This window comes from Burkholderia sp. SCN-KJ (assembly GCF_024656005.1).
Taxonomy (GTDB): Bacteria; Pseudomonadota; Gammaproteobacteria; order Burkholderiales; family Burkholderiaceae; genus Burkholderia.
Map to the genome: position 1 here is coordinate 1 of NZ_JANKOG010000051.1, position 19,651 is coordinate 19,651.

24 protein-coding genes are annotated in these 19,651 nt (G+C 61.4%); 14 read left to right on the forward strand and 10 right to left on the reverse strand.

Annotation, left to right across the window (positions count from 1 at the left end; translation table 11 throughout):
* Positions 1 to 314 precede the first annotated feature (314 nt).
* Positions 315 to 947, forward strand: coding sequence for a hypothetical protein (locus NQV17_RS36605; RefSeq protein WP_257775979.1), 633 nt, complete (start codon positions 315 to 317; stop codon positions 945 to 947).
* Positions 878 to 1,549, forward strand: a complete 672-nt coding sequence (locus tag NQV17_RS36610) for a Lar family restriction alleviation protein (RefSeq protein WP_257775980.1) — start codon at positions 878 to 880, stop codon at positions 1,547 to 1,549. The genes NQV17_RS36605 and NQV17_RS36610 overlap by 70 nt, the downstream gene beginning before the upstream one ends.
* Before the next feature lie 374 nt (positions 1,550 to 1,923).
* On the opposite strand, the gene NQV17_RS36615 is transcribed toward NQV17_RS36610, so the two are convergent.
* On the reverse strand, positions 1,924 to 3,066 hold the full coding sequence (locus NQV17_RS36615) for an integrase domain-containing protein (protein WP_257775981.1): 1,143 nt from the start codon (positions 3,064 to 3,066) through the stop codon (positions 1,924 to 1,926).
* Between the two features lie 1,162 nt (positions 3,067 to 4,228).
* On the opposite strand from NQV17_RS36615, the gene NQV17_RS36620 reads away from it, so the two are divergent.
* From NQV17_RS36620 to NQV17_RS36635, 4 genes are all read left to right on the forward strand, one after another.
* Positions 4,229 to 5,233, forward strand: a complete 1,005-nt coding sequence (locus tag NQV17_RS36620; protein WP_257775982.1) for a PRTRC system protein D — start codon at positions 4,229 to 4,231, stop codon at positions 5,231 to 5,233.
* A 9-nt stretch (positions 5,234 to 5,242) separates the two neighbouring features.
* Positions 5,243 to 5,575: a hypothetical protein gene (locus NQV17_RS36625; protein ID WP_257775983.1), complete on the forward strand. Its 333-nt coding sequence runs from the start codon at positions 5,243 to 5,245 to the stop codon at positions 5,573 to 5,575.
* 121 nt (positions 5,576 to 5,696) lie between these two features.
* Positions 5,697 to 5,852: a hypothetical protein gene (locus tag NQV17_RS36630; RefSeq protein ID WP_257775984.1), complete on the forward strand. Its 156-nt coding sequence runs from the start codon at positions 5,697 to 5,699 to the stop codon at positions 5,850 to 5,852.
* Positions 5,849 to 6,091 carry a hypothetical protein gene (locus tag NQV17_RS36635; RefSeq protein ID WP_124615433.1) on the forward strand — a complete coding sequence of 81 codons (243 nt, stop codon included), beginning with the start codon at positions 5,849 to 5,851 and terminating at the stop codon, positions 6,089 to 6,091. Before NQV17_RS36630 ends, NQV17_RS36635 begins: the two co-directional genes overlap by 4 nt.
* Positions 6,092 to 6,171: 80 nt before the next feature.
* Here the strand turns inward: NQV17_RS36635 and NQV17_RS36640 are convergent, their stop codons facing one another.
* From NQV17_RS36640 to NQV17_RS36670, 7 genes are all read right to left on the reverse strand, one after another.
* Positions 6,172 to 6,396 (reverse strand): hypothetical protein, encoded by a 225-nt coding sequence (locus NQV17_RS36640; protein WP_257775985.1) that lies wholly within the window; start codon positions 6,394 to 6,396, stop codon positions 6,172 to 6,174.
* A gap of 93 nt (positions 6,397 to 6,489) precedes the next feature.
* Positions 6,490 to 7,635: a primase-helicase zinc-binding domain-containing protein gene (locus NQV17_RS36645; protein WP_257775986.1), complete on the reverse strand. Its 1,146-nt coding sequence runs from the start codon at positions 7,633 to 7,635 to the stop codon at positions 6,490 to 6,492.
* Positions 7,623 to 7,817, reverse strand: coding sequence for a hypothetical protein (locus tag NQV17_RS36650; protein WP_257775987.1), 195 nt, complete (start codon positions 7,815 to 7,817; stop codon positions 7,623 to 7,625). The genes NQV17_RS36645 and NQV17_RS36650 overlap by 13 nt, the downstream gene beginning before the upstream one ends.
* 221 nt (positions 7,818 to 8,038) lie before the next feature.
* Positions 8,039 to 8,605 (reverse strand): single-stranded DNA-binding protein, encoded by a 567-nt coding sequence (locus NQV17_RS36655; RefSeq protein ID WP_257775988.1) that lies wholly within the window; start codon positions 8,603 to 8,605, stop codon positions 8,039 to 8,041.
* Between the two features lie 11 nt (positions 8,606 to 8,616).
* The gene (locus tag NQV17_RS36660) at positions 8,617 to 9,408 is read right to left on the reverse strand and encodes a hypothetical protein (RefSeq protein ID WP_257775989.1); all 792 of its coding nucleotides are present in this window, start codon (positions 9,406 to 9,408) and stop codon (positions 8,617 to 8,619) included.
* Complete coding sequence (locus tag NQV17_RS36665; RefSeq protein WP_257775990.1) at positions 9,396 to 9,845, reverse strand: hypothetical protein; 450 nt, start codon at positions 9,843 to 9,845, stop codon at positions 9,396 to 9,398. Before NQV17_RS36665 ends, NQV17_RS36660 begins: the two co-directional genes overlap by 13 nt.
* Before the next feature lie 123 nt (positions 9,846 to 9,968).
* Entirely contained in the window at positions 9,969 to 10,295 is a 327-nt protein-coding gene (locus NQV17_RS36670; protein ID WP_257775991.1) for a hypothetical protein, read from the reverse strand.
* Between the two features lie 426 nt (positions 10,296 to 10,721).
* Here NQV17_RS36670 and NQV17_RS36675 point away from each other — a divergent pair, with 426 nt between their 5' ends.
* The 8 genes from NQV17_RS36675 to NQV17_RS36710 all read left to right on the forward strand — a co-directional run bounded on the left by NQV17_RS36675 (position 10,722) and on the right by NQV17_RS36710 (position 16,961).
* Positions 10,722 to 11,417 (forward strand): nuclease-related domain-containing protein, encoded by a 696-nt coding sequence (locus NQV17_RS36675; RefSeq protein ID WP_257775992.1) that lies wholly within the window; start codon positions 10,722 to 10,724, stop codon positions 11,415 to 11,417.
* 229 nt (positions 11,418 to 11,646) lie between these two features.
* Positions 11,647 to 12,102: a hypothetical protein gene (locus tag NQV17_RS36680; protein WP_257775993.1), complete on the forward strand. Its 456-nt coding sequence runs from the start codon at positions 11,647 to 11,649 to the stop codon at positions 12,100 to 12,102.
* A 4-nt stretch (positions 12,103 to 12,106) separates the two neighbouring features.
* Positions 12,107 to 13,357 carry a hypothetical protein gene (locus tag NQV17_RS36685; RefSeq protein ID WP_257775994.1) on the forward strand — a complete coding sequence of 417 codons (1,251 nt, stop codon included), beginning with the start codon at positions 12,107 to 12,109 and terminating at the stop codon, positions 13,355 to 13,357.
* Between the two features lie 51 nt (positions 13,358 to 13,408).
* Positions 13,409 to 14,611: a FlhC family transcriptional regulator gene (locus NQV17_RS36690; RefSeq protein ID WP_124664121.1), complete on the forward strand. Its 1,203-nt coding sequence runs from the start codon at positions 13,409 to 13,411 to the stop codon at positions 14,609 to 14,611.
* Positions 14,598 to 14,777, forward strand: a complete 180-nt coding sequence (locus NQV17_RS36695) for a hypothetical protein (RefSeq protein WP_124664120.1) — start codon at positions 14,598 to 14,600, stop codon at positions 14,775 to 14,777. Before NQV17_RS36690 ends, NQV17_RS36695 begins: the two co-directional genes overlap by 14 nt.
* 12 nt (positions 14,778 to 14,789) lie before the next feature.
* Positions 14,790 to 15,155 (forward strand): hypothetical protein, encoded by a 366-nt coding sequence (locus NQV17_RS36700; RefSeq protein WP_257775995.1) that lies wholly within the window; start codon positions 14,790 to 14,792, stop codon positions 15,153 to 15,155.
* A gap of 172 nt (positions 15,156 to 15,327) precedes the next feature.
* The gene (locus NQV17_RS36705; RefSeq protein ID WP_257775996.1) at positions 15,328 to 15,729 is read left to right on the forward strand and encodes a hypothetical protein; all 402 of its coding nucleotides are present in this window, start codon (positions 15,328 to 15,330) and stop codon (positions 15,727 to 15,729) included.
* Between the two features lie 233 nt (positions 15,730 to 15,962).
* Positions 15,963 to 16,961 carry a CAP domain-containing protein gene (locus NQV17_RS36710; RefSeq protein ID WP_257775997.1) on the forward strand — a complete coding sequence of 333 codons (999 nt, stop codon included), beginning with the start codon at positions 15,963 to 15,965 and terminating at the stop codon, positions 16,959 to 16,961.
* A gap of 786 nt (positions 16,962 to 17,747) precedes the next feature.
* Here NQV17_RS36710 and NQV17_RS36715 read toward each other — a convergent pair.
* Together NQV17_RS36715 and NQV17_RS36720 are read right to left on the reverse strand one after the other, a co-directional pair.
* A complete protein-coding gene (locus NQV17_RS36715) occupies positions 17,748 to 18,965 on the reverse strand; it encodes a hypothetical protein (RefSeq protein ID WP_257775998.1) in 1,218 nt (405 codons plus the stop codon).
* A gap of 9 nt (positions 18,966 to 18,974) precedes the next feature.
* Positions 18,975 to 19,568, reverse strand: a complete 594-nt coding sequence (locus NQV17_RS36720; RefSeq protein WP_257775999.1) for a type 4 pilus major pilin — start codon at positions 19,566 to 19,568, stop codon at positions 18,975 to 18,977.
* Between the last annotated feature and the right edge of the window lie 83 nt (positions 19,569 to 19,651).

Here is a 19,651-nt window from a genome sequence, read left to right on the forward strand (position 1 = left end):
GGAAATACGCCGCGACAAGCGCATTGGTCAGCAAGGCCAGCGTATGGCGACCTCCCTGACCGGCCCGGAGCGTGCTCAGCGCGAGATAGCACTCGAGTGCGATCCCGTCACGATCCGCGGCAGGGATGGGCAACAGATCGGACTTGGATCGAATCGCGGACTTCGGCGGCTTCATGTAGGAGGCTCAAGCGGTTGTAATGTCCAGTGATTACGGCATCGCGGAGCGCCCCCTTTAGGCTACCGGCGGCGATGCACCTTGACATTGCGTAGCGGCCGGCATGATGGATGCATGCTCAATGCCCATGGAGGCCAATATGCAAGGCAAATCACTCTTTCTCGACCGCGCCGTCTCCCGTTCCCACGACTGGGCGCCGCGCTTTCCCGCCCTGTCGATGGCATGCCGCGAACCCGGCTCGATCTCGCGTGGCCGCCAGGTGGTAGTTGCGGCCGCCGACGATGTCGGCATTCGATGCACCTTTTTCACGAACCTCGGCGCGGTGCTGGAGTTCAGTGCGACGTGGGCCGAGTTGGAGAGGGCGCGCACCTGGTGGCATTTTGTCCGCCAGTGGAATTTCTGGATCGTCGATCAGCCGGACTCGATCCGCCGGATTTTTGCTCGCGCGACGAGCGACGAGCACACCGTGGCCATCATTCCGATGACCGTTACCCGACGCGATACCGACGATTATCTTCGGTACCTGGAGCGCGTCGAAGCTGCCGCGCGCAGCGCGGCCGTCTGGTCGCCCGCAACCGCCTCAGAGTGCAAGTTACCGAGTCGTGAATCTAATAATGGGGACATTCTCCGTTTAATTCCCCTTTGTCTGTCACAAAAAAGCGGCAATAATGCGCCGGTCTCTACCTTATTTTTATATTACAAATGTTGGAGCAGCTTTATCCCTGCGACCACTGCGGAGGGCGGCCGACGATCGGGCGATCGCAACGGCTGATCGATTGCCGAGAGAACCGCGCGTTTGATTTCAGCCAGTTCGGGCGCTTTGGCGGGCCGCCATGCCTGGGGGACGTGCTGCCGCGCCCACCCGAAGCACCGCTGACCGAAAAGCTCGTCTGCATCCATTGCACCGGGTGCGGCTTGTCGACACAGTGGGAACCGATCGGCGATGACGAGCTCACCGCCAAGACCCGCTGCGCGGAAACGTGGAACCGGCGCCTGAGCCGTCCAAAGGCGTGCGAGAAAGACCTGCAAACGCTTGTCGAACGCGAGCTCGGCGCATGCGATGCGCAGTTGATCCTCGATCTGTTGTCTCGTGCTGAGGGTGACTGGGCCACGCTCGGTCCCGTCTTCAAGATGCTCGCGCAACGCATCGTCGACGCTGCCGTCGTCACCATCGACACGTGGCCGATTTCCCCGGTCCTCGAAGACGCCGCGCGATACCGGAAGCTCGTCCAGCTCGCGAAATGGGTGGAAATCGACGGCCACGACTACGTGCAGTTCCCGAAGATTGCGTCGCCGACCGAACACATGGACTTCCTGTTCGAAGACCGGATCGCGATGGCCGTCGACGCGATGCCCGATCGGGATCGCTGGTGAAAAAAAAGCCGGCGCGAGCCGGCTTCGAAAGAGTTCTAGCCATATCCGAGGGCCGAGCTAGAACCTGAGAGACAAGTCCATCTTACCGAACGTGCCATCCGCCCAGCAGGCATAACACGCCCTATTTCACCCGTCATTTCTCGGGCAGCGCCGCCGATTGCGGCGCTCGAAACGCCCTCGCTCCACACGTTTCCCGAGAGGGAGCTTCGGCCTCGGCCCGACCACATGCCGATCCGATTTCCACCGCATTGAGGCGCCGGCGCACCTTGTATACGTGCGCCGACGCTCTCGGCAGAACTCCCTGCAGACGGATATCTCGTCGACTGTCAGAGCGACGCGCACGCGATCCTTCCCAACCGTGCCCTCTTCGACGCTTACTTCCGATCCTGAGTCGATGCGAGCAACCGATAGAGCGCTGCCCTCGAAATCCCGAGCGCTGCCGCTGCATGACTTTTGTTGCCGGCGGCGGCCCGCAGGGCGGCCTCAACCGCCTCCACGGTCGGCAGTTGCTTGCGCATTGCCTCCTGCCGCGCGAACGTCGACAGATAGGCATTCGCCTTCGATTCGCGGCTGTGCCCCGCGGCCGCCACGACGCGGCGCTTCGCCTCTTCGTGCGCTTGCGGATCTGGCCGGACCGACGCCCCCTTGATCGGCGCCGGGACCTCGGCAACCTGTTCGTATAGCGTCTGCAGGTATTCATGGCGCAAGCCGTGACTCGTAATCCCTAGCCCGTTCTTCGTCACCCCATGCTTGCCGAGCACGTAGTAGTACCAGTCTCGCCATTGCTTGAGCGTGCGACCAGCCGGAATCGTCGACCCCGATGAACCATTGCTGAGTCGAGCCGCCTCTTCCAGAATCGAGATCTTCCGCTCGATCGGCACTTCACGTGGGCGACCACCCTTCGTGCCTCGCGTAACGGCCAGTGTCTGCGGATTGCGCACCGCCTCGAGCGGCCGCAGCATGAAACTCTCCTCAACCCGCAGCCCGAACGCCGCCTGCAGTTTGAGTTGCACCGCCGTATACGGACAGGTCGACGCGATTTCATCGATCTTCCCTGCAGCGTCTACATCATGCGCCACCCATGACTTGTCCTCAGTCGCCACGTAGCTACGCACCAGGCCCGCCGCTTGCCGGTCCACGTAATCGCCGAGCGTGCCGACCAGATTGGTCTTGCCCATCCACAGTGCGATTGCGCGCAGGTAGGTGAGCTTGTTCTCGATCCGACCGCCCGACTGCCCCGCATCGACCCACCGCGTGACGAGATACTTCACGTGCTTCTCCTTCAGCGACCACGGGGTCTGCAACGCGAAGCCGCCTCCGCGCAGCTCAACAAACGCCTTGCAGAGCGCGGTCGCGCGGTTTTCCTGGGTCCTGATCGAGAGCGTCCGGGTGCTGATGCGTGTGGAGCTATGGATATCTGCGACGTGCGCATTAAACAGCGCGAGCAGCGCGTCCCGAAACTCGGCCGACAACCGATAGCGGCCCACGACCGCACGCACGTTGAGAATCACAGCCATGCATTTGCTCCTTGCGGCCCACGCCGCGCCTTCGTTGATTCGTTACCGCAGCGCGTTCGCGACGCCCCTACCTGGCGCCGTGCCCCGAACCCGTGGCAGCTCAACCCGCTTCGCGCAATGCGCGGTTGCCGGATTCCGCCGGCTCGGTATTGCGTCTTCCTGTCCTTTAGCGATTTCCATCCGATCAGCCCGGTGCATGGGAAGTACATGCACGCCGACTGTCCAACCTGCTGCCTGAACAACTCGCCTCGCGCTTCGCGCAAGACGTCGCCATTCGTGCGCTCCCTCATCGGTCGCGCTGCGCCGAGAAGCTCCGCGCGGGTACAGCTTCGTGGCTACCCTGCAAGCCGACTCGCTCGCGTCGCGACACCCGCCGCTTTCGCGAATGCGGACGCCGGGTTGTATGCCGGGTAATTCCTGTTGAGACCTTTCGGGTACGGCGGCTCAGACCGTTTTTTCTTCCTGTCAGGGAATCGCGATACCGGGCCTTTGCCGGTCGCATGATTTCCCCCGCCCCCAAGCACACTCATGTCGGCCGCGGTGTATCGGGCTTCCTGAGTGCACCCAGCATTGATCGCTGAAAAGGCGTGTTCAGACGCGCATGAGAGCTCGTAAAGCGTCCGGTGTCCGGGGCTCCACTTGTTCTCGTGCTGTCCTGTGGCGACAAACCGTCGCCGATCGTATGGATATCGCACTGTCCAGCGGTCCTCACTGTTGACCGCTGTGTACTTGATCTGATTCACAAAAAGGCCGCTTCGTTGTGCGGCCCGAACACTTGACTGCTTTTTGGGGCCCGTTGCGGGCCAAGAGGACGAGCGAGTGCCTTGCACTCGGTTTCGATGCGTCGATGACGCGGTAGGTGAGAAGAAGAATAGAGCGATTTGCGCCGACTCGCCGGCCGAAAGCTGACGGGAACCGGCGCGCTTTGCGCAACTTGACTTCGCGCATCGCTCGATAGACTGGGTTCAGCAATCTCGGACTTCAACTCGGAGTTGTGCGGGGCTCACTGCGCAAACTTCCAGATCAAGTCGGACTTTGGCGACGCTCATTCGACAAAGTCCGACTTCATGTCCGACTTCGCTTTCTCGCTGCGCTCAATGTCCGACTTCAAGTCCGACTTTGATTTGTGGCACCGTCCCATTCGATCCCATAGGAGTCGCCTTTGAAAACCGCAGTCTTCGCCGTCGATGTCGGCTATGGCAACACGAAATACGCTCACCGCGCCGCAAGTGGAACGATCGCGACCGGCATGTTCCCGTCGCTGACTCCCCTCGCCGCGAGCCGCACGCTATCCGGATACGGCGAGAGCGTGCTAACCGCGCGTAAGGTCTCGACGATCGTCATCGACCAAGTCGAATACGAAGTCGGGCCCGACGTGCCGCTCACCGCAGCCTATGGCAATACTGGCCGAGCGCTGGCAGACGACTACGTGCTGTCCGACAACTATGCCGCCCTCCTGTTTGGCGCGATCCACATTTCTGGCGTCACGCACATTGAACGGCTGGTGCTCGGCCTGCCTGTCCACAACATGAAAAAGTACTCAACCGACCTGAAGGAACGGTTCGCCGGGGAACTGGATTTCGGGGCGGGCCGGGTCACGGTCGACAAGGTCGTGGTGATCCCACAGCCGCTCGGCTCGCTGGTACTGGCGTCGAGCAACCGCCAGCACGAGTTCGGGCGAGACGTCGCCCACCTCGTTGTCGACGTCGGCTACTTCACGACCGACTGGGTGTATGCGAATGGCTTCACGATGGATGACAACCGCAGCGGCGGCATGCCGGGCGGCGCATCGCAGATTTACCAGCGCATCGCCAGCCTCGTCGCGCGCGACCAGGGCGACGCAGTCGAAGACATCGAACGTATCGATAAGGCCTTGCGGGAGCAGACACCGTTCTTCTTCTACGGAACCAACATTGATCTTGCGCCGTACCTCGAGCAGGCCCAACCGCTCATTTCGGGCGTCGTCAAGGAAATGCAGAACAACGTAGGCCGCTTGCCGAACGTGCGGTCGATCATTCTTTCCGGCGGCGGCGCAGCGCTCTATGCGGCGGTCATCCGACGCGCGTTTCCGCGCGTTCTCATTGAGGTGATCGACGCACCGTGCCTCGCCAACGTGCGCGGCTTCCTGATGGTCGGGGAAGCGGGCCTTGCTCGCGAACGTCGCTAAGGAGACGGCATGAGCGACAAGATCGAGATGACTGTCACGATCAATCCGCTCGTGTCGCCGCTGCTCTTCGAGCGACTGAGCGCGTGTACATCAGCCCGCCATCGCGCCACGATTCTGCGGTCGTTGGCGGAGGCAACGCTCCGTCAGGAGCTGACCGGATACGCACGCGCGCCTGCTCAGGCGACGACGCAAACGTATTCGCCTCCTCCGGCGGCAGCGGCGCGCACGCCGGCGGCGGTCGACAACGAGGGATTCCAGGTGCTTCGGGTGGATGACTCGGGTCACGAAAGTAGTGGCTTCGGTGACGAGCTAGGCGGACAACTTGCGGGCTACTTCGAATGACAGGGCCGCCGCAGCACGCTATCGCAGCTTGACTTTGGATTGGAACTGCGAAGATGGATACATAACACCGGTGTTCATGGCGCGCATCGCGCTATGCACCGGTGCATATAGGATGCACACCATGCTGGAACTCATCGACTGGATTCGCCACGGCGAACTGATCCACAAGCTGTCGTCGCCGTACCTCTGGCTCAGCTTTGTTGCGATGCGCATCGCGATCGAATACTTCTTCGCGGGGCTCGCCAAGATCGAACATGTCTCTGGAGATCACGAATGAACAACAAGGTAATAGCGATCGCGACGGAAGCTCACCAGTTGTACAAGCGCCTGCCGTTCCTGGTCCGACGCTTCATCCTGGCATACGCCTTCGCCTTCGTCTGGCTCTTCGGCATCGTTCTGCATGCGCACCACTATGGGAGTCTGGCCGAGCCGTTTCTCATCGGTGGAGCGATTGGCGCGGTGTGGGCTTCGGGCGCCTATAAGCTTTTCTTGCTGATCCTGCGGATCGTGCTGTAGGCTCCGGGGCCGTTGCCGATGCAGAATCCATGGACAAAAAAAAAGCGGCTCACCAAATGGTGAGCCGCTTCGCTTCAAGTTCAATGTCTACGACTGGCCGCCTTTTGCGCGAGCCATGCCATACAGAAGTCCACAGCCGGTTCGAATGGCTCGTCCCGCAACACATAACGGGCCTCGCCCTCGCACTTCCGGTCGATGACGTCGAACGCCTGCGCTTTCGACAACACCGTCGGCTGCCTGCCATTCTCCGCACCCGTGGTCGCGACGATCTCGAACTCTCCCAGCAACATACGAAAGGCCATCATCAGTCTCCGAATGAGGCCCGGCGCAATACGGCCCGGCGGGGACGTATCCCCACCGGGCAAACAAAGCAATGCCGGCGATCGCCGGCGTTCAAGTCAAACTACACGGCACCCTCTGCTGCCATGCACGAGCGCAAGATTCCGCCGGCGCGCTTCATCACGCATCGCCCGTCTCGCGGACGCTCGCTCGTAGCGCTGCGTCCTGCGCTTGTACTGCTGAGCCCACACGTCGCAGAAGTCCACGCCTTCGACCACCGAACGGACGATAGAGACGCGCTTTCCGAGGCGACGAAGGCGATCGGCCAGGATTTGGGCGTGATGCTCGCCGGGCCGATAGCCATGGCGGGCATCGACCCGATCACGGTCAGCGTAGATGATCACGTGGTCGTAATCGTCCCAACGGATATCGGCACGCTCGAGGCCGCCGCAATTCAGCAGGCTGCGAACCTCGATACGATTCTGATACCGCGCAACCACCGCGAACCCCGTCTCCGAACCCTCGACCAGCGCGAGGCTCCGCGATCGGGTCGTGTTGAGCAGCACGGACGAACCAAAACTTCCGTCCGGCGCGCTCATCTCCAGCTTGGCGCGCGGCTTCCCCTTCTTCGTCAGGAAGGGAACCTTCGTGCCATCAGCCGTCAGGTAGGTTCGATGAAGGCGACGCGGCTTTCCGGCCGGCGACCGTGCACGCAGCAGCATGACGGGAAACTTTCCTAGCTTCTTTCCCCATGCATCGACGTACTCCATACCAGGGTGGTAGCGCACATCCTTCCCGATCCATTCGATTTGCAGCCCGGGGATTCGCGTCGACAGATACGTCCATACCGGCGACTCCGCCGTGACCGGCCCGGCGCCATCCCACGCGACCTGCATCTCGCGACACTTCTGCTCGTCGCTTTTCTCAGGCCGGACCGGGACAGGTTTCACCTTGCGCGCCACCTCGACGGGAATGCCGCCGTTGTAGTTGCCGGTCTCGAGCTCGTAGTAGATCTCGCGATACGGCTTGCCTGTCACCTCACGAATGAGCTGCACCCCCGTGCCGCCCTTCGCACAGCGGGCGCAGTACCAGCCGCCCTTCGGATCCTTCTCGGGCGAATAGAGCCGAAACGTCTCCTCGCCATCACACAGCGGGCACGCCCACCAACGCTTCTTGGCGTCCCCCAGATAACGGCTATCGAGATAATGCGGAAAGATGTCTGACCAGTTCAGGTCCTCGAGAACCAGCTTCTTCAGCTCTCGCATGATTCAGCCTCCTTTTGCGCTGTGGCAAAAACGTACGAAGCAGCTGCCGCATCAATCGATGCGGTAGCCAGCACCGGTGGATCGAACGCCCTCTCGCTTTTCACGCCCCCGGCCGTCGCGTCGAATCGACGTGACATGGAGAGCACTGCGCTGCGCGAAAGGTGAAACCACTTCACATTCATCAGTTGCTCTCCTGTTTGGATTGCGGTTTTGGTCGATGCCTGAGACAGGCGTGGAAACGCTTGCTCAACCAAGCCGCGCGGGCGCGTCGGCTTGGTTCAGCAACGTCGTGGGATGAACAGAGGGGAGGAGAAGGTCCGCGTGTGACGTGCCGCGAGGCACATCACACGCGAAGGTGAGAAGAAACGGGAGACGCGAAGAGGATCGGTGAGGGTTTCCGGGATCAGATCGCGGCCCACGCTTTGCGCGGGTACCACGATTCGAACGGAATATCGTCGTCCATCTCGTCGAAGCCGCCACCACCACCGTACGACCTCGTCTGATCCGGCGCAGGGGCCGCAGGCCGCGGGCCCGAGCCATTCGTGCGAGCCGGCGCGCGCGCCGTATTGGCCGGTGCCGGTCGGCTTGCGCCCTGCTCGAACCCGTCGTCGCCGCCGTCACGCTGCGTGTTTCCGCCGCGGCCGCCAAGCATCTGCATCTGGTCGGCAACAATCTCGGTCGAGTAACGGTCCTGACCGTCCTGGCCTTGCCACTTGCGCGTGCGGATGCGGCCTTCGATATAGATCGACGAACCTTTCTTCAGGTACTCGCTGACGATTTCGGCGAGACGGCCGAAGAAAGCGACCCGGTGCCACTCGGTCATTTCCTTGAAATCGCCGCTCGCCTTGTCCTTGTAGCGATCGGTCGTCGCGAGACGGATGTTCGCCACGGCGTCGCCGCTCGGCAGATAACGGACTTCCGGGTCAGCGCCGAGATTGCCGACGAGGATGACCTTGTTGACAGATGCCATGTACAACTCCTTTATTGAGTAATCGACCAGAGCCACTTGTCCCACATGACTTGCTGGCCATTCACGATCTTGGGTGAACCATCCGACCGCATGGCCGGCACCTTGATCTTCCTGAGACGTTTGACGCTCACGGTGTCGCCAAGGCGACAACCGCATTCCGAGATCGCCTCCTTCAAGCCTTCGCCTTGCAGCGTGCGTTCGCCATACGACGTATCGAGACGGATCGCAAAGGACTTGTAGAAGCGTGAGCCGTTCGAACGCCGGTCGGGGAATTCGTCCTCGCCCCACCAGGTGATGCGACCGACCACGGCCGCAGACTTGGTAGATTCGTCTCGGCGCGGTCGCGCCGGACGTCGAGACGAGTCGCGTGCGCGCTCGAGCTCATCGGCCGGTGCCACTTCCATCGGCGCCGCCTCGGCCGACGCCACATTGGAGACGGTTGGCATTTGGACACCGCTCGCACGCCGAATGGCGGTTGCGATCGCATCCTTCAGCGCAGACCGGTGCTCAGCACGCATCGCCCAGTGCGGTTCAAGGTCCGGCAGGATCTTGAGACCGAACATCGTGTCGCCGGCGTGATCGTCGAAAGCCGGTTCGAATTCGACGATACAGTCGCCCTCGTCAACGAACAGGTGGGGAATGCCGTCGATCGTGACGTGGGTCTCGTTCGACGCACCCTTTCCGACCACGCGCTCGCGATCCGGTGTGCACGCACCCGGAGACGGCTGGTTGGTCGACTTGCGCCCTTCGCCGGGGAACGCATTTGTGAGCACGCGCGTGATGAACATCGCTACGCTTGCCATTGCGCCTCCAGGGACAGTTGTCCGCTACACCAGCGGTTAAGCCGCATGTAGTCGAAGTTGAGCAACGGGTTATCGCGGATCCCGTCTTGCATCGAGCGCGACCGAATCCGGCCGAGCGCACAGACGAGCGGATACGGGATCGCACCGGACCAGAGTTCCATGATCCATCCGAGCGTCGCGTAGTAGTCGGCCGTGTCGACGGGACGATTGCACAGTCGATCCCGCAGGATCTCCGCACAGTCCATCAGTGCTTCCGGCACGCTGTCACCGTGGCGGCTGTCGACCGCGAGGAAGAACACCGCTTCGGCGAGCTGCTCGCGAACGTGAGGTGCCCACTGGGATGGGTCGGGAAGCGGGTCGGGTTTCAGTGGGGGAATAACGATCGGCGACGCGTCGCCGAACATGTCGAGCTGCCAGGCAGCCACATGCGGTTCCATGAGAATGCTCCGGTCGTGCCGGGCAACCTCATCTCCGGAAACCGGGAACGGGGTTCCCGGCGGGGGTGAGGCGTTGACCGCGCGAATTGCTTCGCACGGTCAACGGGATGGCAGGCGCCTTACTTACTTGGTGCCCGTCTTGATGGGAATGACGACAGCCGATTTCGCGTACTGCCGCTTCGGTGTCGATTCGGTTGCGTCGTTCGCCGCAGGTACTTTTGCGGCGCGATGCAACTGTTGAGCAGCGTCCGACCCAGCCGGACGTTCGGCAGGTTCAGGCGTTTGCGGCGCGCGGCGACGTTTGTCGAATTCCGTCTTCGCCCAATGGGCAACGACCAGCATCAGAATGCCGGCGACGAAGAACGACATGGTCGCGATATACAGCACCAGGCAAAGCGCCAGCAACTTGAACGGCGATTTGAATGCGCCCTTGAACAGTAGCGTCAACATCTATCTCTCCAGAAAGATCATTTACAGAAGGATGTCCGGACAACGTCCGGCGGTTTCGATGCTCGAGACGAGCAAGGAAATCGGCGCGAAGCGCTTTCGTCCGCGGCCGTCGGGCCCGCGCACGAAAATGCTCGGCGTCGATCAGGAAAGATGCGGGCAGGCCGCAAGGGGCGAGACCGTTAGGTCTGGGAGGTCGATGCGTTGGGGAAACGCGTAATAGGCCTAGCGTATCGGGTTCGTACGCGGCGGGCCGCCCGAATGCTCGGCAATCGCGTACAGCTTTGGCGGACCGCGTCCAGTTCAACCGGTTGAGGGGCTTAACCCGGAAAGCTCCAGAAAATCGTATAGCTTTTGCCGGTTCCGAGGACTTGACTTCGCAAATCGCGCGGCAAACTGAAAGTGTCACTTCACTTCAAGGCGCTCATCATGTCTTCGATTCTGATCTTCGCGTTCATCGGCGGCTCGCTCTACATGGCGTTTCGCAAGCGGCGCACCACTCAACCGAGCAAGCCGCCCGTGTCGCGCAGCCATGCATCGGGCGACGCCGGCGAAGCGCGCGTGCGCACGGAACTCGAACGCGTGCTCTCGTGGCTCTGCGGCGACGATTACTACGTTTATCCGACGGCCCTGCTGCTGCATCACGCGCCGGGTACGGACTTTCCGACCGCCGAGGTCGACCATCTCGTCATCGCGCTATTCGGAATTTTCGTAGTCGAAACTAAACACTGGTCTGCTCATATCGTACCCGGCAGCGACGCAACCAAGTTGTTGTGCCATCTGCCCGGCGGCAGGCTCGAGGAACGGCGCTCGCCGCTGAACCAGAACCGGTCAAAGGTTGCGTTCCTGCGCGGAATGCTTCCCGATATTTGGGACGTTCACGGTGTCGGCGTGTTTTCCAGCGACGTCTGCACGCTGTCGCCGGTGCTGCCCATCGATCTCATTCGTGCGCAGGACTTGGGTCACTGGCTGCGCGAAAAGAAGAATCGTCATGCGCTCGCCGGCCGGCCTTCGGTCAAGGTCCAGCTTGCCCTGGACGCGATTCGCCGCCTCTGCGTTGACGATCCAACGGGGGCCGCCATCGAAATCCATCGCCGCAAAATTCAGCAATCTTTACCTATTTGAGGAGGTCCTCCTAATGTTTCGGTCAATCCTGCCGACAAATTCATAATCCGTAACAATTCGAGTCCGCTTAAAAGCGGGGTGGTTTCGTGCAGCTTTTCGCCGGGACCACGTGAAAACGCGGCGTATGCTGGGTTCGCCACCCCCCAAACTACTTGTCTCCATTGACGCGCAGCCGAGGAATCCGACCTGCGCGGGCAATGGCTCCAACCGGACATTTCGGAGAGGAAACGTGTCCAACCATCCGTCCAAGAAACCCCGCCTCGACGAGGCACCTGCATCGACCGGAGATGAGCGCAGTCCTCTCGACCGTCAATCGGCTCGTGACGCGACTGTACCGCTCGCCCAGAACCCGGGACAGCACGAACTGCAAGAGGCCGCCGGCCTGTCATTCGGCCATCTCTGCAACGATATCCTCAGCGGCGTAATCCGCAACAGCGAGGATGTGGCGTCGAACCAGAGCAACAGGCTGCAAGAGCATCTGCGCATCGGCCACCACTTCTCCTCCATCCGCGATGCCGTCGTCAGTGCCTACGTGGCCGAGCATGGCGACACCCCAACGACGCGCAAAAGCGCGCTGAAAGTCGCCTACGACTTTCTGACGAGGGAATTCCACAAGTCCAAGGCTACCGTGCGGCTCTATATCCGCTGCTACGAGAAGCTGGCAAGCAACATCGCATTGGGGTGAACACGTGTCCAAGAATCTGCCCAAACCCATCCGGTCTGACGACGAATTCAACCCGACCGTTCCAGACGACGGTCGCACTCCGGCCGACGATGCCGAATCGAGTGCCGATCTGACAGCGAACTTCGCCCACATTCCGACCCAGCTCGAGCTCGGCGCCGCCGCACGCGAGATGTTCGCCGGCCTGCCCGACTCGCTGATCCGCACGATCATCGAGGAAAGCGAGGAAGTCGCGCACTCGACACGCAAGATCCTGCTTGAGCACATGCGGATCGGCGGCAACTTCGTGCACATTCTCACGGGCGTTGTCGGTCATGAGGTGACGCACAAAGGCGACACTGTCGCCGTGCGGAACCGCGCGAAGGAACTCGTCTACGACTACCTGACGAAATTGTTTCGCAAGTCGAAGTCGTCGGTGCGGCTGTACATCCGCTGTTACGAGAAGTTCGCAAACAACATGCGCGCCGTCGAGATCCTCTCGCACAGCGACATGGCGCTGCTGGTCGGTAACGACATTGGCGACGACGTCGTCGACATGGTCATCGACGCCAGAAGCGAGAACCCGAACCTGAGCAAGCGACAAGTCGAGCAGCTGATCGCGAACTACCAGGACAAGCTCGCCGAGAAGGCCAACCAGGTTGAAATGGTCACGACCGACCTGGCGAATACCGTCGGCCGGCTTGATGACGCCCAGGCGGAAATCGATCGCCTTGCGGCGGAACTTGATCGAACCCGGCAAGAGCAGGCCCGCGAGCGAGAGAGCTCGCAAGCCACCTCCGTCGAGTTGGCAAACGTAAGCAAGCAGGTCAGCACGCTGCAACACGAACTGGCGAAGCGAGAGCATGAAGTCAAACAGATCACACACGATCTTGCCCACCTGAAGGCCAATCCGTTGAAGGAACAGGTCCCGGTCCCCACGGTTCCTGACGGATTCACGAATCTCGAAGATGCGCTCGCAACCAAGCTCGCTGAAGTGAAGGAAGCCCGCGCCAGTCTCGAATCCATTCAGGCGGAAAAGCAGGCGCTCGAAGGCGAACTTCAGCAGCAAAAAGCGGCGCTCGAGGCTGGTGAGGCATTGGAAAAGAAGATCCGGGCGCTGATCGAGAAGTTCGGTGCATTCACCCAGGACTATCACAGCGCGCAGTTGCTGGCGACCGCGGACGGCCGTCCCGCGCGCTTCCAGCCGCTGTTTGTGGCGCTCGGCGACCTGATCGGCAAGTTTCACGGGGAAGTGATGGCTGCGACACGCGCGGCATGATGGTTCGGGAGCGGCCGCTCCCGAATTGGCAGGGAAACGAGAGAACTACAAATGGAAAAAAAGAATGCCCGGGAGACCTACCGGTCCGTCGAACGCCTTTACGTGCCTCAATGGCTGACGGAACGGATCCAGGTCACCAATTTCGATCTGGTCGATCACATGAAGTGGCTGCTCCAGAAAGACGGTCGGTTTAACGAGATCCTCGCGGTCGAGCGGAAGGAAATCGAGCACTTCAAGCACAACGAGTCGTCGCTGCGCAACTTGCTCCACACGCCGTTCCTGATGGTCGCGCCGACGCTGCAAACGGTGGAGGACTGGCGCTGCTTCATCGACGAGACCGCGACGACCGTCGCCGTCGACGAGCTGCGCCGCAAACTTCCAGAGTTGGATGCGCTGTCGACGTACTCGGTGCAACAGCACAACCGCATGTTCCTGGACCTCGTCACGAGCGTGATCCACATGAGTGTGCTCGCGGCGCCCCTGCTCGGCATTACGACCGAGCTGGCTGCCTACCTCGTGTCGGTGCCGACTTACAAGCTGCGCCTTGCACTTGGGCGTATGCGTGGCTTGCCACTCTTCCGCTGGCGTTTCAATGCGCCGACCTTCTGGTACCAGTTCACGGCAAGCACGTTGACGGACGAAATGGTCGCGCACCTGATAATGGAAACCTCGCCGATTCGCGTCGGGGAACTGCCCAGCAAGGCGGGTTGGAGCGAGCTGCGCCTGCCGCGCGAACGGAACGAGACCTATGCATACGCGATGATGGCCTACCGGTGCCGGGCATCGACGGCCGCGGCCCTGTTTCGCCTGAACCAGAACGCGATGCGCCAGCGCTACGTCGAGATGCACGGCGTCAGCTCTCCTTGCGGGAACGTGCCGACGTCGCTGACGTGGTTCGTCGAGACGCCGCACAACCGGCTGCATGCCACGTTCTACACGTGGCTGTACCGCGCGGGGCTCGCCGCGGGTGGGAACGCGCCGGAGGCGCTGATCGCGACAAACGACATCTACCAGCAACTGTTCGGCGGCAAGCCGGATATTTCAGCGGATCGCGGCTGCAACCTGACCCGTTCGATGGCGGCCGATTCGCGTCTCACGATTGCCCCGTGCCGCACGTGCCGAACCCACTATGTGGTCAGCAACAACGACGCCAAGATCGAGATGCACCAGAGCTTCGACTGCCCGGCCTGCAACCGGCAACTCGGCGAGAAGAAGCGTCACGCACGTGCGCGGGCCGGCCATGGAAAGTCTTGAGCAGGAACCGACGCTGCCTGCCGGCCTCGTCGTGTTCAGTGCGGACGGCCGTGCCGAGTTCGGTTGGCTGAATCCTGAAACAGAGCAGTACTTCTCCGAGGCAACCGGTGAGGTGATACGGGATGCGGTCGGCGCGGTGCCGTGGGTGGCGAATCGCGCGCACTGAAGGAGCTCTGCGATGGACGATTACGCTTATCTCGTGGCCGAAAGCAACGCCGCGTGGCTTTCCGGGCGAGGCGACGGGCGCTTCGAGCGCTACGAGCAGTTCTATCGGGCGCAGGGCGGCGGAGCCGCCGACGGGTTCGATCTCGAACGAACCAACGAGGAATATGGCGAATGGGTCCACCACCAGCCTACGCGTCTGCTCGCGTTATTGGCCAAACCCGTGATCGGTAAAGTGTTCGTCGCGTTTTTCTGCGTGTACAAGGCCGCACAACTCGTCCCAATGATGGCGGGACAGGCCCCGCGCGCCAGCGGCGTACTACTCGGCGCGACCTTTGTCGGTCTTCGGATCTTCCACTGGCGACACCGCAAACGAAGGTGACCGATCCGGCTGACGCCCGCCCTCGTGGCTGGCTTTTTTCTGATCGTCGAACCGGTCCCGGCCAGCCCCCATGCAGATCGAGGCGAACTTCAGCCGGAAAACGCGTATATGCCGGAGGGTCTGCCGATACCACGGCGGACGCAGTTCTACTGAAACGTTGGAGACCAAAAAATTGAATCGAAAACTCACGTACTTGGCATTGGGAGTCTGCCTGTTTGCAGCGCTGTCCGGCTGCAAACAGTCATCCGTCGATTCGCTTGAAGGCGAATACGGCGTCGCTGAAAACGGAAAGATCGTTCCGTTAATCAAGGTGGAGAAGACCGACAAGGGGTACGTATTCGACGACTATCAGGCCGGCAAGTGGCGTACCGGCACTGAAGTCGCGCGGCCCCTGAAACCTGAGGAATTCGAGCAGATCATGGGCGCAAAACTCCAGGGCCCGTTCGATGGACTGCAGACAAATATGGCGATGTTCGCGAAAGTCCAACCGGGTTTCACCGCCGGCGACTTCAAAACGTCGACCGGGTACATGATGGCTTTTATGCTCGGGCCGATCGAACTCACGAAGATGTGACCGCATCCTGCAGCCGGGCGGGCGACTGGATACCACGGTGCCCGCCGTCAGCCCCACCGTACCCGCGATTCAAGTCCTAACCAAAAGCGACCGATATCAGGAACTGGCGATCTTTTGGCTCGGCCCGGCCGCACCAAGGACCGACGATCGGCGGCGCAGGCTTGACTTCGTCGAGCGGTCGATAAGATGAAATTAAGGGTGTGCAAGGGGCGCACCCAACAAACGAGGAAAAAATGAAGAACAATTCACGCATCGGTCTCACGGCCCTGTCGTTGGCCGTAATCCTGGCGCTCACTGCCTGTGGCGGCGGTGGTAGCGACGGCGGGGCGTCGAACAATAACTCGGGATCCGCGGGTGGCAGCAACTCGCCGTCAGACACACTCCCGCCCGGAACCCAATCGACCGCTCAATATGCGTCAGGCAGCATCGAACTCGCCGCCTTTAATCGCGTGAACCAATACCGGATTCAGTGCGGATTTCCGGCCGTCCAGCAGAACACGCTCCTCGATCAGGCGGCCGCCGCTCATGCAGCGTACGGCCTTCAGAACAATGTGATCGGCGACACCGAATCGTCCACAAACCCCGGCTTCACAGGTGCGACCTATGCCGATCGGGCGACGCATTTCGGATTCCCGCAGTCGGTTTACTCTACCGGCGAAAGCGTCGGCTACTATACGGGCGCTACTCTTTCGAACGACCAATATGGCAATGCACTGATCGATGCGCTCGTCTCTGGGGTCTATCACGTTGCGATCGCCACATGGCCGATCACGGTTGCGGGAGTAGGCGTAGCCAAAACCACATTCAACGGCTACCCACAAATTTCGGCGTCCCTCGGCATCGGAGGCTTCCGGTCTACTCCGGGGACCATGCCGCTTACGTTTCCCTGCCAGGGGGTGACCGGCGTGCCGTACTCGTCGTTTGGCGAGAGCCCGACCCCGCCGAACACATCGGGCCCGTGGGGAACACCGGTTGCGGTAGCTGGCAATCCGACCGATACGATTCTGATGCAATCGGGTACGATGACCGATACGTCGGGCAACGTCATCAGCCTCAAGGTGCTCGACTCGGCCACTGACCCGAACAAGCTTCTGCCGAAGTTTGAAGGTGTCGCCTATCCGACTTCGCCACTTCAGCCGAACACCACGTATTCGGTATCGATCACCGGCACGGTGAACGGCACAGCGTTCTCGCGCAACTTCACCTTTACGACCGGCAACGTCATCGGTTAAGTGACCTCGGCGAAGCCCGCCACAGCATCGTGTGGCGGGTTTGCAATTACGCGCTCAATGTCCGCCTCCGCCTCCGCACGGCCCTCCTGATGCGTTTTGAGACTGAGAAAGTATGAATCCAACAACCTGTGTCGTCCCCGCGTTTAGCATGCAGGCAAACACCTGGGTGCTCGAACCATAGCCGTTACTGTTCGTGCCGAAGCCGAGTTTGTATACATCGTATGGTCCATTGGTCGGGGGCCAAGTTCCGTAAGCTGAACTGCCAAAGCTAGTACCCGGTGCCTCACAAATTAGCGGAGGAGGCTGCGTGTTGATGTCGTTGGCAACTTGATTAGTTGTCTCGGACTGCGGGCCGATAAACGCTGACACCGGGCTAATGAACTTTCCATAGCCTGCCGCTGCATTGGCGCAAGCCTGCTGTTGATCGGCCGGCATAGTCGGGGGCGCGCTCGGGATACAAGTTGGGGGAATCCAACTCGTACCAGTCCACGATGGTGGGGCGACTTGAACGTAACCAATGGGGCAAGACGGCGGTGCCTGATAATTGCACGACGGCGCGCTCCAGCGTGACCCCTGCCAAACAGCAGCAGCCGTGGTCGTCCAACCCGCTCCCGTCGAGCACTGCGGTTGCGGAATCGGCGCCGACGAGATGGGCGTCGTGCAGGTCGAATCCTGGTTCCCGTATGAACAACGGGCCGGCCCTGCGAAAGCCGTACTCATGCTCACTGCCGCCGCAGACAACAGCGCAGCACGTACCCCTGTAAGCGATACTCCCAATTTCCGCTCCTAGTATGCGCAGTACGTCGTCGCGACGGCGGTGACCCAAATGGGACTGCCGCTACCATCGGTAACGACAACCGTCCAAGGTCCCGCGCCGTCCACATTGAAGTTCAAAGCGGCGGTCGGATCGATCTGGACGCCCTGCGGAGCGAGCAAAATCTCCGGCGTCCCGCCAGCGTTACAACTGGGCGCTGGCACCCACGTTCCAAACGTGACCACATATCGCGCGTACTGTTGCCATGAGCCGCCGATCGGCAGCCACACGCGCGCGCCGCTGATCGGATCTCGTTGACAGGCAAACGGCATCCCCGACCCGTCATACGCCGATGCAAAGCCGGTGCCCACGCACGCGGCCCGCGGCACCGCTACGTTCCCCGCCGTCACCGTGCCGGTGACGGTCGCGTTGCCATTGACGCTCGCCGCCCCGGTGTTGATCGGCGCTGGCGCCGTACCCGCCGCGTTCTGGACATTCAGCGTCCCCGGCGTGCGCACCGCGTTGCTGACCGCGACGTTCGAGGCCGAAAGCGTCGGTGCTGCGATCGTTCCCGTCGCGTCGATGCTGTTGACGTTGTGGAGGCTGACACCATTGACGTTCTGATCGCCCGTCCACGTCAGCGAGCCATCACGCCGGATGTAGACCGCATTGCCATCCGTCGCCGGTCCATTCGTGGCCATCACGACGGCAGCCGGTGCGCCGGCTAAGGGATTCGATGCATTCCACGCGCCATTCAACCCATAGACCGTCGACGAGTTCTGTGTCTTCGAAAAACCGAACCCGTTGCCGGCTGCCTGCGCGACAACACCTGCGCCCGCGACATCGGGCTGCCCTTTCTTCGTGACCGGCTTGGACGGGTAAAACAGATACGAAACCTGACACGACGATCCGCCCGTCGAGCAGCCGGCCGGCCCGACGCTCATCTGGACCATGTAGGTTCCGCCCCAGATCGGGCCCGCCGCGTAGTTGGCCTTCAGATAGCCGCCCGAATGCAGTTGCGCCAAAGTCGGCGGCGTTACTGGCGTCGGCCCCGGCGCGACCAGCTGGGCAACGAGTGCACCGTAGTTGTCCGTCACCCAGCTTCCAAGTGCGGAGTTAATGACCGCCTCATTCTGGCCTTCGGCCGTCAGCATCCCTGTTCGGCGCTTCGCCACGTCGTCCTTGATGCCCTGAATGGTCAGAAGCGCCATCGCAACGAGGACGATCGCCATCTCGATGATGCTGAACATGGGCGGTCCTTAATTGTCGTGGGTCGCGTACATCGCGATGCTCGCCGTCGTGCCAGCGGATGCACACGCCTGTCCGGCCGTCGTCCCGTTGAACGTGGTCGATGGGCCGGAGACCGTCGTGTTGTTGACCTTGACCATCGTGTACGCCCCCGCGATCGCTCCCGCCGCGAGCGTACACACGGTCGCCGGCACCGGATACGTCAGCACCATTGCGTCGTTGGACGACGCGACCGTGCCAGGTGCCGCGCTCACCGAACCACCAAAGATGCCCGTCAAGGTTCCGGACGCCACATTGATCCGCGACCCTGCTGCATCAAATGCGTGGTTTTGCGCGAGCGTCGTCAGCGACTCGCCCGAAAAATCGATGTCGCCCGAGGTCGCGTCCTGAATGCCGCTGCGGAACAGTTGGGCCTCGCTCTTGAACTGGTGCGCGTGGATGCGATCCATCACATAGCCTCGCCCCTGATAGACGATCAAGGCAAGCAGTGCCGCGCCGGCCATCACGGCAGCGGCTTCGATCATCGACAGCTCGCCCTTCTCCTTGCGGCGGCGGACGATTCGGGTATAGGGATTCGTTCGTTTAATCGGCATGTTCTTGTTCATGATCTTCCTCAGAAAGATTTCGCAGCAGTTGATGGAGCACTGTCGAAACTCACCGCACCGGTAGCGACATACGAGCCGAGGCC